The organism is Staphylococcus sp. HMSC34C02 (genome assembly GCF_001838705.1).
In the GTDB taxonomy this organism is placed as follows: Bacteria; Bacillota; Bacilli; order Staphylococcales; family Staphylococcaceae; genus Staphylococcus; species Staphylococcus borealis.
The window spans coordinates 73,155-88,791 of record NZ_KV838572.1; the positions used below are offsets into that span (position 1 = coordinate 73,155).

17 protein-coding genes are annotated in these 15,637 nt (G+C 31.0%); 16 read left to right on the top strand and 1 reads right to left on the bottom strand.

Annotation, left to right across the window (positions count from 1 at the left end; translation table 11 throughout):
• Positions 1 to 5: 5 nt before the first annotated feature.
• The 14 genes from HMPREF3239_RS05095 to holA all read left to right on the top strand — a co-directional run bounded on the left by HMPREF3239_RS05095 (position 6) and on the right by holA (position 11,824).
• Entirely contained in the window at positions 6 to 1,262 is a 1,257-nt protein-coding gene (locus tag HMPREF3239_RS05095) for an NRAMP family divalent metal transporter (protein WP_070854939.1), read from the top strand.
• A 363-nt stretch (positions 1,263 to 1,625) separates the two neighbouring features.
• The gene (gene mtnN, locus HMPREF3239_RS05100; protein ID WP_053029543.1) at positions 1,626 to 2,312 is read left to right on the top strand and encodes a 5'-methylthioadenosine/S-adenosylhomocysteine nucleosidase; all 687 of its coding nucleotides are present in this window, start codon (positions 1,626 to 1,628) and stop codon (positions 2,310 to 2,312) included.
• A 23-nt stretch (positions 2,313 to 2,335) separates the two neighbouring features.
• Positions 2,336 to 2,863: a YqeG family HAD IIIA-type phosphatase gene (locus HMPREF3239_RS05105; RefSeq protein WP_070854940.1), complete on the top strand. Its 528-nt coding sequence runs from the start codon at positions 2,336 to 2,338 to the stop codon at positions 2,861 to 2,863.
• Positions 2,864 to 3,964, top strand: a complete 1,101-nt coding sequence (gene yqeH, locus HMPREF3239_RS05110; RefSeq protein ID WP_053029541.1) for a ribosome biogenesis GTPase YqeH — start codon at positions 2,864 to 2,866, stop codon at positions 3,962 to 3,964.
• 12 nt (positions 3,965 to 3,976) lie between these two features.
• Entirely contained in the window at positions 3,977 to 4,783 is an 807-nt protein-coding gene (gene aroE, locus HMPREF3239_RS05115) for a shikimate dehydrogenase (RefSeq protein WP_053029540.1), read from the top strand.
• A gap of 1 nt (position 4,784) precedes the next feature.
• Entirely contained in the window at positions 4,785 to 5,075 is a 291-nt protein-coding gene (yhbY, locus tag HMPREF3239_RS05120; RefSeq protein ID WP_016930857.1) for a ribosome assembly RNA-binding protein YhbY, read from the top strand.
• The gene (locus HMPREF3239_RS05125) at positions 5,076 to 5,654 is read left to right on the top strand and encodes a nicotinate-nucleotide adenylyltransferase (protein WP_053029539.1); all 579 of its coding nucleotides are present in this window, start codon (positions 5,076 to 5,078) and stop codon (positions 5,652 to 5,654) included.
• On the top strand, positions 5,644 to 6,228 hold the full coding sequence (yqeK, locus tag HMPREF3239_RS05130; protein WP_011275620.1) for a bis(5'-nucleosyl)-tetraphosphatase (symmetrical) YqeK: 585 nt from the start codon (positions 5,644 to 5,646) through the stop codon (positions 6,226 to 6,228). Before HMPREF3239_RS05125 ends, yqeK begins: the two co-directional genes overlap by 11 nt.
• Positions 6,229 to 6,582, top strand: coding sequence for a ribosome silencing factor (gene rsfS / locus HMPREF3239_RS05135; RefSeq protein ID WP_070854941.1), 354 nt, complete (start codon positions 6,229 to 6,231; stop codon positions 6,580 to 6,582). It abuts the gene before it with no gap.
• Positions 6,583 to 7,308, top strand: coding sequence for a class I SAM-dependent DNA methyltransferase (locus HMPREF3239_RS05140; protein ID WP_070854942.1), 726 nt, complete (start codon positions 6,583 to 6,585; stop codon positions 7,306 to 7,308).
• 48 nt (positions 7,309 to 7,356) lie between these two features.
• Positions 7,357 to 8,061 carry a helix-hairpin-helix domain-containing protein gene (locus HMPREF3239_RS05145; protein ID WP_070854943.1) on the top strand — a complete coding sequence of 235 codons (705 nt, stop codon included), beginning with the start codon at positions 7,357 to 7,359 and terminating at the stop codon, positions 8,059 to 8,061.
• A gap of 70 nt (positions 8,062 to 8,131) precedes the next feature.
• Positions 8,132 to 8,590 carry a ComE operon protein 2 gene (locus tag HMPREF3239_RS05150; RefSeq protein WP_070854944.1) on the top strand — a complete coding sequence of 153 codons (459 nt, stop codon included), beginning with the start codon at positions 8,132 to 8,134 and terminating at the stop codon, positions 8,588 to 8,590.
• 117 nt (positions 8,591 to 8,707) lie between these two features.
• On the top strand, positions 8,708 to 10,780 hold the full coding sequence (locus HMPREF3239_RS05155) for a DNA internalization-related competence protein ComEC/Rec2 (RefSeq protein ID WP_256323740.1): 2,073 nt from the start codon (positions 8,708 to 8,710) through the stop codon (positions 10,778 to 10,780).
• A gap of 69 nt (positions 10,781 to 10,849) precedes the next feature.
• On the top strand, positions 10,850 to 11,824 hold the full coding sequence (holA, locus tag HMPREF3239_RS05160; protein WP_070854946.1) for a DNA polymerase III subunit delta: 975 nt from the start codon (positions 10,850 to 10,852) through the stop codon (positions 11,822 to 11,824).
• A gap of 73 nt (positions 11,825 to 11,897) precedes the next feature.
• Here the strand turns inward: holA and rpsT are convergent, their stop codons facing one another.
• Positions 11,898 to 12,149 (bottom strand): 30S ribosomal protein S20, encoded by a 252-nt coding sequence (gene rpsT / locus HMPREF3239_RS05165; protein WP_053029533.1) that lies wholly within the window; start codon positions 12,147 to 12,149, stop codon positions 11,898 to 11,900.
• 335 nt (positions 12,150 to 12,484) lie between these two features.
• On the opposite strand from rpsT, the gene lepA reads away from it, so the two are divergent.
• A complete protein-coding gene (gene lepA / locus HMPREF3239_RS05170; protein ID WP_070854947.1) occupies positions 12,485 to 14,308 on the top strand; it encodes a translation elongation factor 4 in 1,824 nt (607 codons plus the stop codon).
• A 132-nt stretch (positions 14,309 to 14,440) separates the two neighbouring features.
• The gene (gene hemW, locus HMPREF3239_RS05175) at positions 14,441 to 15,562 is read left to right on the top strand and encodes a radical SAM family heme chaperone HemW (protein WP_070854948.1); all 1,122 of its coding nucleotides are present in this window, start codon (positions 14,441 to 14,443) and stop codon (positions 15,560 to 15,562) included.
• The last annotated feature ends 75 nt before the right edge of the window (positions 15,563 to 15,637 follow it).

A 15,637-nucleotide genomic window follows, 5' to 3' on the forward strand; every position in this document is an offset into this window, starting at 1 on the left:
CAATTATGGGAGAAAACTTTAACCAAAATTCAAATCAAGAAATAAATCCGAATGAGAAGGAATTTAAATTCACGAAGAATCACAGACGATTATTATATGGTTCTGTATTCCTAATGGCAACTTCTGCTATTGGCCCAGCATTCCTTACTCAAACAGCTGTATTCACAGCTGAATTTTATGCTAGTTTTGCATTTGCAATATTAATTTCAATTATCATTGATATAGGCGCACAAATTAATATTTGGCGTGTCCTTGTAGTTACTGGTTTACGTGGACAAGAAGTGTCAAATAAGGTGATGCCTGGTTTAGGAACATTAATTTCAATATTAATTGCATTTGGGGGTCTTGCATTTAATATAGGTAATATTGCTGGTGCAGGCTTAGGTTTAAACGCCATGTTTGGATTAGATATCAAATGGGGTGCTGCAATTACAGCTATTTTCTCTATTTTAATTTTTGTTAGTAGAAGTGGTCAAAAGATCATGGACGTTGTTTCAATGATTTTAGGGGTTGTAATGATACTCGTAGTTGCATATGTTATGGTAGTTTCAAACCCGCCATATGGTGATGCATTAGTACACACATTCGCGCCAGAACAGCCGGTTAAATTAATTTTACCTATTATTACATTAGTCGGAGGTACTGTAGGCGGTTACATTACTTTCGCAGGTGCACATAGACTTTTAGATTCTGGTATGAAAGGTAAAGAGTTCTTACCATTTGTAAACCGCTCTGCAATTGCAGGTATATTAACAACAGGTATTATGAGAACTTTATTATTCTTAGCAGTATTAGGTGTAGTTGTAACGGGTGTAACATTAAGTGCCGATAATCCACCTGCTTCAGTATTTGAACATGCAATTGGACCAATTGGTAAGAATATTTTCGGTGTCGTTATCTTTGCGGCTGCCATGTCTTCTGTTATTGGCTCAGCATACACAAGTGCTACATTCTTAAGAACATTACATAAATCATTATTAACTAAAAATAATCTAATTGTAATCGTCTTTATCGTAATTTCTACGTTAATTTTCCTATTTATTGGTAAACCTATTAGTTTACTTATTATTGCTGGTGCAATTAATGGTTGGATTTTACCTATCACACTTGGAGCGATACTTATTGCAAGTCGTAAAAAAGATATTGTTGGAGATTACAAACATCCAACATGGATGCTAATCTTTGGTGTTGTAGCAGTCATTGTAACTATTGTAACAGGTATCTTCTCATTACAAGATTTAGCTGCACTTTGGAAAGGATAAATAGCTTTTCTACGGTATAAGACATATTGCATTAGATTTGCTTAAAATTCTGGGTTATAGATTAATACTTTTATAAAAATATCTGATTAAATTCACTATGAAATATTGAGCTAAGAAGTTAGTGGTAGTATGCTTTTCTCAATTTAAATTACACATAAGAAGGGTGAGATTTTGAATTCAAATTGAATTCCATCTCACTCTTTTTTTGTAGAATTTATTCTCTTTTTCACTAGTAAAATTTATAAAAAGAGATGAATGTGTAAGGAATTTATTATTTTAAATACGGAGTGATGAAACATTGTCGTGATGAATGAAATTATATGATAAAATAGCAATTGCTAAGATAAAGACTGAGGTGTAAATATGATAGGAATTATAGGAGCTATGGAAGAAGAAGTAGCTATTTTAAAAGATAAATTAACAGAGATGAATGAAATTTCTGTTGCACATGTTAAATTTTATAGAGGGAAATTAAATACAACAGAAGTTGTTTTAACGCAAAGTGGGATTGGTAAAGTGAATGCCGCTATTTCAACAACATTATTAATTGAGAAATTTAATCCTAGACTCATTATCAATACTGGATCGGCAGGTGCGCTAGATGAAAGCTTATCTGTAGGAGATATGTTGATTAGTAATGATGTACAATATCATGATGTTGATGCAACTGCATTTGGTTACGAATTTGGACAAGTACCTCAAATGCCTTCTAAATTTGAGTCAAATCACGAACTATTAAACCTAGCTGAACAAGTTATTAAACAACAAAATTACACTGCTAAAATAGGCCAAATTGTGAGTGGTGATAGTTTTATTGGAAGTGTTGAGCAACGTTTAACGATTAAACGACAATTTCCTAATGCTATGGCTGTTGAAATGGAGGCAACTGCAATTGCACAGACATGCTACCAATTCCATGTTCCATTTATCGTGACACGTGCAGTATCCGATTTAGCGAATGGTAAAGCAGATATATCTTTCGAGGAATTCCTCGGTAAAGCTGCTAAATCATCAAGTTCAATAGTTGAAGCACTCATTAAAGTTTTATAAATATTAATAAAGGTGATAAATAAATGGGATTAATAAAGAAATATTTTATGCCAAATGATTACGTTAAGTCTGTATTTCAAATCGATATTGAAAAATTAGCTAAGGCTGGTTTTAAAGGTATTATTACAGACTTAGATAATACATTAATTGGGTGGGATGTAAAATCGCCAACTATAGAAATACAACAATGGTTTAAAAAAGCAAATGAATTAGGTATTACAATAACTATTGTATCTAATAATAATGAAGATAGAGTTTCAAGCTTTTCTAAAGACTTAAATGTAGATTTCATTTTTAGAGCAAGAAAACCTATGGGCAAAGCATTTAAAAAAGCCATCAAACAAATGAATATCAAACCTGAGGAAACCATCGTAATTGGAGACCAAATGTTAACGGATGTTTTTGGTGGTAATCGTAATGGCTTATATACAATTATGGTTGTGCCTGTGAAACGTACAGATGGATTTATTACTAAATTCAACCGTATTATTGAGCGTCGATTATTAAATTACTTTAAAAATAAAGGCTATATCACATGGGAGGAAAATTGATTGGATGACACATTAAAATGTATTGGATGCGGTGCACCACTTCAATCTGATGATAAAAGTGCACCTGGATATGTTCCAGAACATAACCTTTTTAGAGAGGACGTTATTTGTCAACGTTGTTTCAGATTGAAAAATTATAATGAAATTCAAGATGTCGGAATGGATAGTGAAGATTTTTTAAATTTACTCAATGAATTATCTGACCGACAAGGAATAATTGTGAATGTTGTTGACATTTTCGATTTTGAAGGTTCATTTATCAATGCCTTGAAACGAATTGTAGGCAATAAAAAAATAATATTAGCCGCTAATAAATTAGATCTTTTACCTAAGCAAATTAATAAACGTCGTGTAAAAGAGTGGCTCAAAAAAACTGCTAGAAAATATGGTTTAGAAGCTGACGACGTTATACTTATTTCTGCACAAAAAGGTTGGGGAATCGAAGATTTATTAGCATCGATTGATAAGCATAGACATAATCAAGATGTGTATATTGTCGGTACTACGAATGTAGGTAAATCAACACTTATAAATAAATTGATTGAACAAAGTGTGGGCGAAAAAGATGTTGTAACCACTTCTAGATTTCCAGGAACTACATTAGATTTAATCGATATACCTCTAGATGAAAAAACATTCATGTACGATACGCCGGGTATTATTCAGTCTCATCAAATGACACACTATGTATCTGAGAAAGAATTAAAAATAATCGTGCCTAAAAATGAAATAAAACAAAGAGTTTTTCAACTTAATGAAGGACAAACGTTATTCTTTGGTGGACTGTCTAGAATTGATTATGTTTCAGGTGGAAAAAGACCACTCGTTTGTTATTTTTCAAATGATTTGAATATACATCGAACTAAAACGGAAAAGGCAAATGATTTATGGCGTAATCAAATTGGTAATGTTTTGACACCACCAAATAATCCTGACCACTTCGACATGAGTGAAACAAAAGCTGTACGTCTTGAAACTGGTAAGGAAAAGAAAGACATAATGATATCAGGACTAGGATTTATAACGATTGAAGCAGGTGCAAAAGTTATTGTACGTGTCCCTAAAAATGTTGATGTAATCCTAAGAAATTCAATAATGTAAGGTGGGTTATTTATGAAGTATGCAGTAATAGGTGATCCCGTATCGCATTCATTATCTCCAGTCATGCATCAAGTTAATTTTGAATCATTAAATATGGAAGACACATACGAAGCGTTGCACATTCCCACACAAGACTTCCATGATATTAGACAAATTATTGAAGATAACCATATTAATGGATTCAATGTTACGATTCCGCATAAGGAAAGAATTATTCCTTATCTGGATGAAATTGATGACCAAGCAAAAGCTGTTGGAGCCGTTAATACTGTGAAAATTATTAATAATAAATGGATAGGTTATAATACAGATGGTATTGGTTATGTGATGGGCTTGAAACAAGTTTATCCCGATTTAGAAAATGCTTATGTTTTAATCCTTGGTGCTGGTGGTGCTAGTAAGGGAATTGCAAATGAACTCAGTAAAATTGTACAACCCAAATTAACAATCGCTAACAGAACAATGCGTAGATTTGAGACGTGGGATATGGATATTAATGCAATTTCATTAGAACAAGCAGAACAATATTTAGATGAATTTGATATTATAATCAATACGACATCTGCTGGATTAAATAATAACGAGGATATTGTTATTAGCTTAGATAATTTATCATCAAGTACACTCGTTAGTGATATTATTTATATTCCATATAAGACTAAATTTTTAAAAGAAGCAGAACTCAAAGGCAATACGGTTTATAATGGCTTGGATATGTTCATAAACCAAGGCGCTGAAAGTTTTAAAATTTGGACCGGCAAACAGCCTAATATATTAGAAATGAAATATGCAGTACTAAACAAATTAAAAGGAGTTTAATATGTTAACTGGAAAACAAAAAAGATATTTAAGAAGTTTAGCTCACAATATAGATCCTATTTTTCAAATTGGTAAAGCAGGCATTAATGACAATATGATTGCTCAGATTGATGATACACTTGAAAATCGCGAGTTAATTAAAATACATGTGTTACAAAATAACTTTGATGATAAAAATGAATTAGCGTCAACATTAAGTGATGCAACTAATAGTGAAGTTGTTCAAGTGATTGGTTCGATGATTGTCATTTATAGAGAATCAGTTGATAATAAAGAAATCACATTACCATAAATGATGAATAAAAAATCAATAGTGCTTTATGGTGGTCAATTCAACCCAATTCATACTGCACACTTATTAGTTGCAAATGAAGTCTATCATCAACTTAAACCTGACAAATTTTATTTTTTACCAAGTTATATGGCACCTTTGAAAACGCATGATGACTATTTAGATGCTAAATATCGAATCAAAATGATTCAACTTGCTATTGAAGAATTAGGTTTTGGTGAAATATGTGAAATTGAACTTGAGAGAAAAGGTCAAAGTTACACTTATGAAACGCTAAAAGATATCGTTAATAATGAAAAAGATGCGGATATCTATTTCATTATCGGAACAGATCAGTATAAACAATTAGATAAATGGTATAAAATTGAAAAGTTAAAACAACTCATTACGTTTGTAATTGTGAACAGAGATGTTAATTATCAAGAGGTCGACGAGTCAATGATATCGGTTAATATACCGCGAATGGATATTAGTTCATCATTGATTCGAAATCGTGTAAAAAATAAACAACCAATAAATATCTTGGTTCCTCGTAGTATTCACGACTATATAAGAGAGGAAGGATTTTATGAAAATTGATAAAGCGATTGAACTCGTTAAAGATAAACTACCGGAGAAACGTTTTAAGCACTCATTGAGAGTAGCTGAAACCGCAGTAAAACTTGCAGAAATTTATGATGGTGATAAAGATAAAGCTAACTTAGCGGGTGTATTGCATGATTATTGCAAGTATGATGACCTAAGCACAATGTACCAAATTGTGAGACAACACGATTTAGATAGTGAACTATTAAGTTATGGTGGAGAAATCTTACACGGGCCAGTCTGTGCTGCTATCATGCAATCAGAATTTGGTATTGAAGACGAGGAAGTGCTTCTTGCAATCAAGAATCACACAACTGGTCGAAAAGAAATGACTAAAACTGAAAAACTTGTGTTTATTGCTGATTATATCGAGCCTGGAAGAAAAACCCCAGGAGTTGAAGAAATTAGAGATATGGCATACAATCAAGGTAGCTTAGATAAAACAATTTATGAAATTTCTAAGCGAACAGTACTGTTCCTAATTAGTAAGGATATAACCGTTTATGGCACAACGATTTCATGTTTAAACTATTATAATTATAGTGATCAAAGGATAAAGGATGATTAAATGAATTCAGAAGAATTATTAAATATTGCTGTCGATGCGACAGAAAATAAAAAAGCAGAAGATATTGTTTCTCTTAATATGAAAGGTATCAGTGACATGACAGACTATTTCGTTGTTTGTCACGGTAATAATGAGCGTCAAGTTCAATCAATTGCTAGAGCAGTTAAAGAGGCAGCACATGAACAAGCTATTGATGTAAAACGTATGGTAGGGTATCAAAGTGCTAGATGGGTTTTAATTGATTTAGCAGATGTTGTGGTCCACATCTTCCATAAAGATGAACGTAATTATTATAATATTGAGAAGCTATATCAAGATGCGCCAATAGAATCATATGGGCAGGTTGCATATTAGATGGCTCAATATGGTGAAATGAGCTTAGTTTATGATCAACTTACGCAAGATCAACCTTATGACAAGTGGTTTGAAATCGTGAACCATTATACGCAAGAACTCAGTCATAAGCCGAAAATTCTTGATATTGGTTGTGGAACTGGCAGTTTAACTGCTCAGCTAAGTACTATTGGTTCGGTTACAGGAATGGATTTAAGCTCAGAGATGCTCTCCATTGCTGCTAATAAATCTAATCAAGTAACATGGTTAGAAGGCGATATGACCGATTTTTCATTCAATACTAAATTTGATGTAATAACAATATTTTGTGATTCACTGAATTATTTACCTGATATCGAAGATGTAAATGAAACATTTATCAATGTTTTTAATCATTTATCAGAAACTGGTGTTTTTATATTTGATGTCCATACTATTCAAAAGATGAATACGTTGTTTCATAATCAATGTTACATTGATGAGAATGAGTCAATCTTTTTAGCATGGGAAGCTATTGTTGGTGATGAACCTTATAGTGTGTATCACGACATGAGTTTCTTTGTAAAAAATACTGATGATACTTATCAGCGATTTGATGAATCGCACTATCAAAGAACCTTTAAAAAAGATACTTACATTAGTTTATTAAAGACAATTGGATTTAAAGCATTCGAAACATTTATCGACTTTAATCGCAATAATCACGATGAAAACGGCGATCGTTTATTTATCGTAGCTTATAAATAAAGTAAACTCATCTCCTTAAACGTTTATATATATAAGGAGATGAGTTTTTTGTTTAAAGATAAAATAGAATTATTGGCGTTTATCAAGCAATGGAAATTTCAACTGATGATCACTTTGACCATTATAATAGCTATCGCATGTACACTAATGTTTCTTAAACCTGTTAAAGAAACAAGCAATGACATGCCAATCGTTTCATCGCAAAGCAATTCAAAAGAAAAAAATAATACACATCAATCATCTAGACATATTAATGATGCAACTAAGAAAGATGAGTTGAATAATGGTATTGATGAAAATAAAACGGTAATTGTAGATATCAAAGGCGCTGTTGAGCACCCTGATGTATATAAAATGAAAGGGTCAGATAGAATTAAAGATGTATTAGAAAAAGCTAAATTACAAAAAGATGCTGATTTGACACAAGTCAATTTATCTGAAAAATTAACAGATCAAAAATTGATTTACATACCATCCACCAGTGAAATGAAAAATACTATAACGCATAGTGATGATAATAATAAGCGTAGTAATACAAAACCTTTAAATTCATTAACTACTGACAAAATAAATTTGAATACTGCGAGTGAAACTGATTTGCTTAAGATTCCAGGCGTAGGACCGACAAAAGTCAAAGAAATTTTAGATTACAGGTCAAAGAATAACCAGTTTCATTCAATAGAAGATATAAAAAATATCAAGGGCATCGGTGACAAAACTTTCGAAAAGATTAAAGATTATATTACAATCTAACTTTGTTGATTGGCTTAAATATAAAGATATTCTATAATAATGATAATAAATTTGAATCGGAGTGAATTTAATGCAAAGATTAAAATGGGACGAATATTTCATGGCGCAAAGCCATTTACTTGCTCTAAGATCAACTTGCCAAAGATTGTCAGTAGGGGCAACTATAGTAAAAGACAATAGAATTATAGCAGGGGGATATAATGGATCTGTTGCTGGTGAGGTGCATTGTATTGATGAAGGATGCTTAATTGAAGATGGCCATTGTATCAGAACCATACATGCCGAAATGAATGCTTTATTACAATGTGCTAAGCAGGGTGTTTCAACAGATGGTGCTACTATCTATGTCACTCACTTTCCATGTCTTAATTGCACAAAATCTATTATACAAGCAGGCATTAAACAAATATATTATGCTGAAGATTATCACAATCACGAATATGCGCTGCAATTATTAAACCAAGCTGGTATTGAATACAAAAAAATACCTTTTTCAGCTCGAAATGTGGCTCAATATTTAACTAACTAATATATGATTTATTTTGCATTGTCCTTTCTCATAGGTATTCTATGGATACATTTAAAATTAATGTCGTGTTTGATTATTATTTTATTAGTTATCATTTCAACGCAAAGAAGATTTAAAATGCATCATATATTAATAATGATTATTTGTGTATTTTGTGGTGTGAGTTTTGAACATTTTCACTATGAAAACAGTATAAGTAAAGATGATTTCTTCAAGAAAAACCCTAACATATTTACCAAAGTCGAATTTGGATCTAATATCGATCGTCAAGGAAAGCAATTAAAAGGTAAATTTACTATCAAAGATCAATCGTACGTTTTTCACTTAAATACCAATCAATTAAGTGAAAAAGACATTGAAAATAAATCATGTGTTATTAAAGGTAAAATTGTTAATGTTTTAAATCACACCCCTTATGTTTCTGTTAACAAAGTAGTCACGAATACGTGCCAAATCACTAAAAATTCAAATGTATTTGAAAAGCATTCGTCGTATATTACTCAAAAATTGGCTCACTCAAGCCTATCGCATCCTGAATATATTACTGCTTTAATTAGTGGTGATATCCATGGCATTAGTACCGAATTTATTGATAAGGTCAAGGACATAGGCATTTATCATTTATTAGCAGTGAGTGGGTCGCATATTGCTACTATTTCTTATCTTATATATCAACCTCTAGTTAGACTTAATATACCCAAAGTGATTATTAACGGTTTAATTATCATATTTCTAATTATATTCGCATATTATACCGATTTTGCACCAAGTGCATTGAGAGCAATTTTAGCTACGATAACCGTCATTCTCATTTCTAATAAGTCTAAAATGTCGACCATTGATATTTTAGGTCTAATCTTTATCATTATGATTTTAATAACACCTGACTATTTGTATGATATAGGCTTTCAATTTTCATTTATTATTTCATTTTTTATTCTAGTTTCCTTTCCACTTATAAGACAGTTATCTTTTTTTAATAATATTATTATCCTTACTTTAATAGCTCAGCTTTCTTCTTCAATCATCTCAATTTTTCATTTTAACCAATTACAATGGATAGGCTTATTTTCTAATATACTATTTGTTCCTTTATATAGTTTTATTATTTTCCCATTAGCAATATTATTATTTTTTACTTATCATTTTGTTAATGATATACCTTTATTTGGTGCAATATTCAATAAAATATATATCTTACACGATTACCTCTTAGAATTATTTTTGAAATTTAAATTTTATCAAGTTTTTATTGCACCTAAATCATCTTTTGAATATGTGCTTTTTGTAGTATTGATAATACTAATATTCATCTTTTTATGCCATAAAAAAATAAAATCACTCGTATTACTATGTGTCTTGTTTATATCTTTATGCATTTTTAATATCCAACCTAACACGAGTACAATTACTTTTTTTAATGTTGGGCAAGGGGATAGTTTAATATTTCAAACAAGTACGAAAGAAACTGTTATGGTTGATACTGGTGGTAAGGAAATTAGAGAAGGTACGATAGATAATCATAATATAGCCAAATATCATATTTTACCTACATTAAAACGTAAAAGTATTACCTCAATAGATCATTTAATTATTACGCATCCACATGCAGATCATATTGGCGAGCTACCTTACATCATTCAACACATAAGAATCAAAAAGTTATATATTCATGTATATAGCTATTCAGAAGTAGAACTAACAAGACTCATACGTTTGTGTAAAAATAACAATATCCAATTAGTAGATGCTAAAGAAATAGATTCTATCCAATTCAATAACGGTAAAATTTCATTCCTTCACGGAGATATTCCTTCAAGTGATGATAAAAATGAGCATAGCATTATTTTACTTATTGAATATCAAAACTACAAAATGATTTTATTGGGTGACGCGACGAAAAATAATGAAGCTAAATTGATGAAATTATATCAACTTCCTACCGTGGATATATTGAAAGTAGGACATCACGGAAGTAAAACAAGTAGTTCGGAAGTATTTATAAAGTCTATTAAACCGACTATTAGTATTATCTCAAGTGGTAAAAACAATAAATATCATTTGCCAAATAAAGAAACGTTGCAGACGTTAAAGTCGGTAAACAGTAAAATTTTGAACACTCAAGACGTTGGAGAAATAACAATAGATTTGGATCACAATATGAATATTACATCTAATCAAATTGATTGAACTGGTGACGCTTTACCCAAGCATGATATAATTATCAATGTTTGATATTTTAAAAGGGAGTTCACAATTATGACAAACAATATTATGGCTATATATGGTGAAGTGCCTGAATTAGTAGAAAAGAAAAGTAACGAACTGACAAATGCATTCTTAAATGAGGACAGAGATGACTTTAATTTTATAAAATTTAACCTTTATGAAACAAATATTTCGACAATTATTGAAGAGGCATTAACAATGCCATTTATATCTGAAAAGAAAGTAATTGTTGTTAAAAATTCATTTATATTTACTGGCGAAAAAGTTAATAAAGATTTACAGCCGAACAATGAACAAGTTATAGAATTTTTAGAGAAGTATGATGGTGATAATTTAGTCATTTTTGAAATCTATAGCAATAAATTAGATGAAAGAAAGAAATTAACTAAATCATTAAAAAAGACCAGTAATCTAACCAAAGTAGAACAAATGTCAGAACAAGAAATTAAGTCCTGGATTCAAAATCAACTACATGAGAATTTCAAAGATATAAAGCAAGATGCGCTAAACCTATTTATTGAATTAACTGGTGTGAATTTCAATATCGTTTCTCAAGAACTAGATAAACTCATTTTATTCTTAGGTGACAGATCTACTATTAATAAAAATGATGTAAGTTTAATTATTAACAGAAGCTTAGAACAAAATGTTTTTCTATTAACAGAATATATTCAAAAAAATGAAAAAGACAAAGCTATACAACTTGTAAAAGATTTAATCGTTATGAAAGAGGAACCTATTAAATTACTTGCACTTATTACAAGTAACTATAGATTGTATTACCAATGTAAAATATTAGCTCAAAAAGGGTATAGTGGGCAACAGATTGCTAAAACAATTAATGTGCATCCATATAGAGTTAAGTTAGCATTAAATCAAGTTCGTTATTATGAGTTAAAAGAATTATTAAATATAATAGATAACTGCGCAGAAACAGATTACAAACTAAAGTCGTCATATATGGACAAACAACTAATACTTGAGTTATTTATTCTATCCCTTTAAATTTGTAATCAATCCCTAGTTATATATTTAAATGCAAAAAAGCACGGAACATAGTTCCGCGCTTTTTTACACATTATTTACTTGATGACATTAATTGTGATTTAATGCGATCAGCTTTGTTTGAGTGAATTAAGTTACTTTGTGAAGCTTTATCAACTGATTTGATTGCGAAGTTAACTAATTCAGCTTTGTTATCAGCGTTATTGTTGATTGCTGTTTTAGCATTTTTCACAGCAGTACGCATAGCGTTTTTTTGTGAAATATTACGAGCTTCTGCGTTTTCAGTTGTTTTAACACGTTTAATAGCAGATTTAATATTTGGCATTACTGTCACCTCCTAAAAGTGATCTTAAGCATATCAAATTTTATTTTGATTACAACAAGAAATATTTTATCAAAACTAACATATTTGTGCAATCCTTAATTAAATATAGCATAATTAAAATCTCAATTAAATCATAATTACTGTTGGAATGCCCACTTTAACACTTTATAATGAGTATATATTCTAAAATTATATACGACTAACGCAAGTGATTTTATAATCATGTTTTAACATTTAATAGTAAGGATACGTTTGCAATTAATCATTAAAAACGATATCATATCAAAGATGTATACATATACGGGCTAATTTTATGAAAGCGAGAATGATAGGCTATGGATATGCAAGAACGCTATAACAGAAGAGAAAATATACGAAATTTTTCTATTATTGCTCATATTGATCATGGTAAATCAACATTAGCAGATAGAATATTAGAAAATACTAAATCTGTAGAAACAAGAGAAATGCAAGATCAATTATTAGATTCAATGGATCTTGAAAGAGAACGTGGTATTACAATCAAATTAAATGCCGTACGATTAAAATATGAAGCAAGTGATGGACAAACTTATACTTTCCATTTAATTGATACACCAGGACACGTAGACTTTTCATATGAGGTCTCTAGATCCCTAGCTGCATGTGAAGGTGCAATTTTAGTAGTAGATGCAGCACAGGGTATTGAAGCACAAACATTGGCAAATGTGTATCTAGCACTTGATAACGATTTAGAATTATTACCAGTCGTTAACAAAATCGATCTCCCTGCCGCTGAACCTGAAAGGGTTAAACAAGAATTAGAAGATGTGATTGGTTTAGATCAAGATGATGTCGTACTTGCTAGTGCTAAATCAAATATTGGTATCGAAGATATTTTAGAGAAAATTGTAGAAGTAGTGCCACCACCTGAAGGTGACCCAAGCGCCCCATTAAAAGCTTTAATTTTCGATTCAGAATATGATCCTTATAGAGGCGTTATTTCATCAATTCGCGTGATGGAAGGCGTTGTTAAAGCTGGAGATAGAATTAAAATGATGGCAACAGGTAAAGAATTTGAAGTTAGTGAGGTAGGTATCAACACACCTAAACAATTACCTATTGAAGAACTAACTGTAGGTGATGTTGGTTATATTATTGCAAGTATCAAAAATGTCGATGATTCACGTGTAGGTGATACGATAACACATGCAAACAGACCAGCTGAAGCACCGCTAAAAGGATATAAAAAAATGAACCCAATGGTTTATTGTGGTTTGTTCCCAATTGAAAACAAGGACTATAATGATTTAAGAGAAGCTCTTGAAAAGTTACAATTAAATGATGCGTCATTAGAGTTTGAACCAGAATCTTCTCAAGCACTCGGTTTTGGTTTTAGAACTGGATTTTTAGGCATGCTTCACATGGAAATTATTCAAGAGCGCATTGAAAGAGAATTTGGCATTGAATTAATTGCTACTGCGCCATCAGTTATTTATCAATGTGTAATGAAAGATGGTTCAGAAGTCACAGTAGATAATCCCGCACAAATGCCAGAAAGAGACAAAATTGATGCGATTTATGAACCTTATGTGAAAGCGACCATGATGGTTCCGAATGACTATGTAGGAGCAGTAATGGAGTTGTGTCAACGTAAACGTGGTCAATTTATTAATATGGATTATTTAGATGATATTCGAGTGAATATCGTTTATGAAATACCACTTTCTGAAGTTGTTTTTGATTTCTTCGATCAACTTAAATCTAATACTAAAGGATACGCTTCGTTTGATTATGAGTTTATTGAAAATAAAGAAAGTAATTTAGTGAAGATGGATATTTTATTAAATGGTGATAAAGTAGATGCACTAAGCTTTATCGTTCATAAAGATTTTGCTTATGAACGAGGCAAAGCATTAGTTGAAAAATTAAAAACACTTATTCCGCGTCAACAATTTGAAGTTCCAGTGCAAGCTGCAATTGGACAAAAAATCGTTGCAAGAACTAATATTAAATCAATGGGTAAAAATGTTTTATCTAAATGTTATGGTGGGGATATTAGTCGTAAGCGTAAATTACTCGAAAAACAAAAAGCAGGTAAAGCGAAAATGAAAGCAGTTGGTAGTGTTGAAATTCCACAAGATGCATTCCTAGCTGTACTAAAAATGGATGATGAATAGAACATAAAAGAGGTCGAGACGAATATAAATTGGTAGATACCATAACAATAATGAATATTATTGATAAAGAAACTACTAACTTATATTACTAAGTCTCAATCTCTTTTTTTAAGTTATAGAAGGGGTGTAACATTGGAAGTTAAAAGTGCGTACATACACATACCTTTTTGTGTCAGAATTTGTACTTATTGTGATTTTAATAAATATTATATTGATAAACAGCCAGTAGATGAATATTTATCCGCATTAATAAAAGAAATGTCGTTTAGTAAAACAAAACACCTTGAGACAATGTACGTTGGAGGAGGTACGCCAACAGCACTGAATGACATGCAACTTGAAAGATTATTACAAGCTATTACTTCAACTTTTTCAATCAATGGAGAGTTCAGTTTTGAAGCAAATCCAGATGAACTAACTTTTAATAAAGTAAAGTTACTTAAACAGTATGGTGTTAATCGTATTTCAATGGGTGTTCAAACATTTAAACCAGAGCTATTAAAAATATTAGGACGAACACATAACACTCAAGATATCTATAATGCAGTAAATAATGCTAGGAAAGCTGGTATCAATTCTATAAGCCTTGATTTAATGTATCATTTACCTGAACAAACGATAGAGGATTTTGCAGACAGCTTAAATCAAGCAATCAATATGGATATTGACCATATTTCAAGTTACGGTTTAATACTTGAACCTAAGACACAGTTTTATAATATGTATCGAAAAGGGAAACTAAAATTACCAAATGAAGATTTAGGTGCTGAAATGTACCAATATCTAATGAAAGCATTAAGTCAAACCGACTTTAAGCAATATGAAATTTCTAACTTTGCTAAAACGAATCATGAATCTGAACATAATAAAGTGTATTGGTTAAACGAAGAATATTACGGTTTTGGAGCAGGTGCAAGTGGATACGTTGAAGGCGAACGCTATACAAATTTAAATCCGGTTCAACATTATATTAATGCAATTAATGATGGCAAACGGCCTATACTAACTTCTAATCGACCAACCTTGAATGAAAAGATGGAAGAAGAAATGTTTTTAGGTCTGAGAATGAATCAAGGTGTAAATCGCGAACGTTTCGAGTTGAAATTTGGTCAATCACTTGATGCAATATTTGGAGAAACGGTTAAAGATTTAAAATCAAGACACCTTCTAATTGAAATGAATGGAAATATCTCACTAACCCCAAGAGGAAAGGTTATAGGAAACGAAGTATTTGAGGCTTTCTTACTAAACTAATAAAAAATTAAAAAAGTAAGGCTTTAACGTTGACTTACTTTGACCAATTTGATAAATTATAATTAGCACTTAGGA

Bases quoted from the DNA above. Each gene is read 5' to 3' on its own strand.
- HMPREF3239_RS05150 (WP_070854944.1), top strand. From the start codon at position 8,132: ATGCAAAGATTAAAATGGGACGAATATTTCATGGCGCAAAGCCATTTA.
- rsfS (WP_070854941.1), top strand. From the start codon at position 6,229: ATGAATTCAGAAGAATTATTAAATATTGCTGTCGATGCGACAGAAAAT.
- HMPREF3239_RS05125 (WP_053029539.1), top strand. From the start codon at position 5,076: ATGATGAATAAAAAATCAATAGTGCTTTATGGTGGTCAATTCAACCCA.
- aroE (WP_053029540.1), top strand. From the start codon at position 3,977: ATGAAGTATGCAGTAATAGGTGATCCCGTATCGCATTCATTATCTCCA.
- rpsT (WP_053029533.1), bottom strand. From the start codon at position 12,149: ATGCCAAATATTAAATCTGCTATTAAACGTGTTAAAACAACTGAAAAC.
- HMPREF3239_RS05095 (WP_070854939.1), top strand. From the start codon at position 6: ATGGGAGAAAACTTTAACCAAAATTCAAATCAAGAAATAAATCCGAAT.
- HMPREF3239_RS05105 (WP_070854940.1), top strand. From the start codon at position 2,336: ATGGGATTAATAAAGAAATATTTTATGCCAAATGATTACGTTAAGTCT.
- holA (WP_070854946.1), top strand. From the start codon at position 10,850: ATGACAAACAATATTATGGCTATATATGGTGAAGTGCCTGAATTAGTA.
- lepA (WP_070854947.1), top strand. From the start codon at position 12,485: ATGGATATGCAAGAACGCTATAACAGAAGAGAAAATATACGAAATTTT.
- HMPREF3239_RS05140 (WP_070854942.1), top strand. From the start codon at position 6,583: ATGGCTCAATATGGTGAAATGAGCTTAGTTTATGATCAACTTACGCAA.
- yqeK (WP_011275620.1), top strand. From the start codon at position 5,644: ATGAAAATTGATAAAGCGATTGAACTCGTTAAAGATAAACTACCGGAG.
- HMPREF3239_RS05155 (WP_256323740.1), top strand. From the start codon at position 8,708: ATGCATCATATATTAATAATGATTATTTGTGTATTTTGTGGTGTGAGT.
- yhbY (WP_016930857.1), top strand. From the start codon at position 4,785: ATGTTAACTGGAAAACAAAAAAGATATTTAAGAAGTTTAGCTCACAAT.
- mtnN (WP_053029543.1), top strand. From the start codon at position 1,626: ATGATAGGAATTATAGGAGCTATGGAAGAAGAAGTAGCTATTTTAAAA.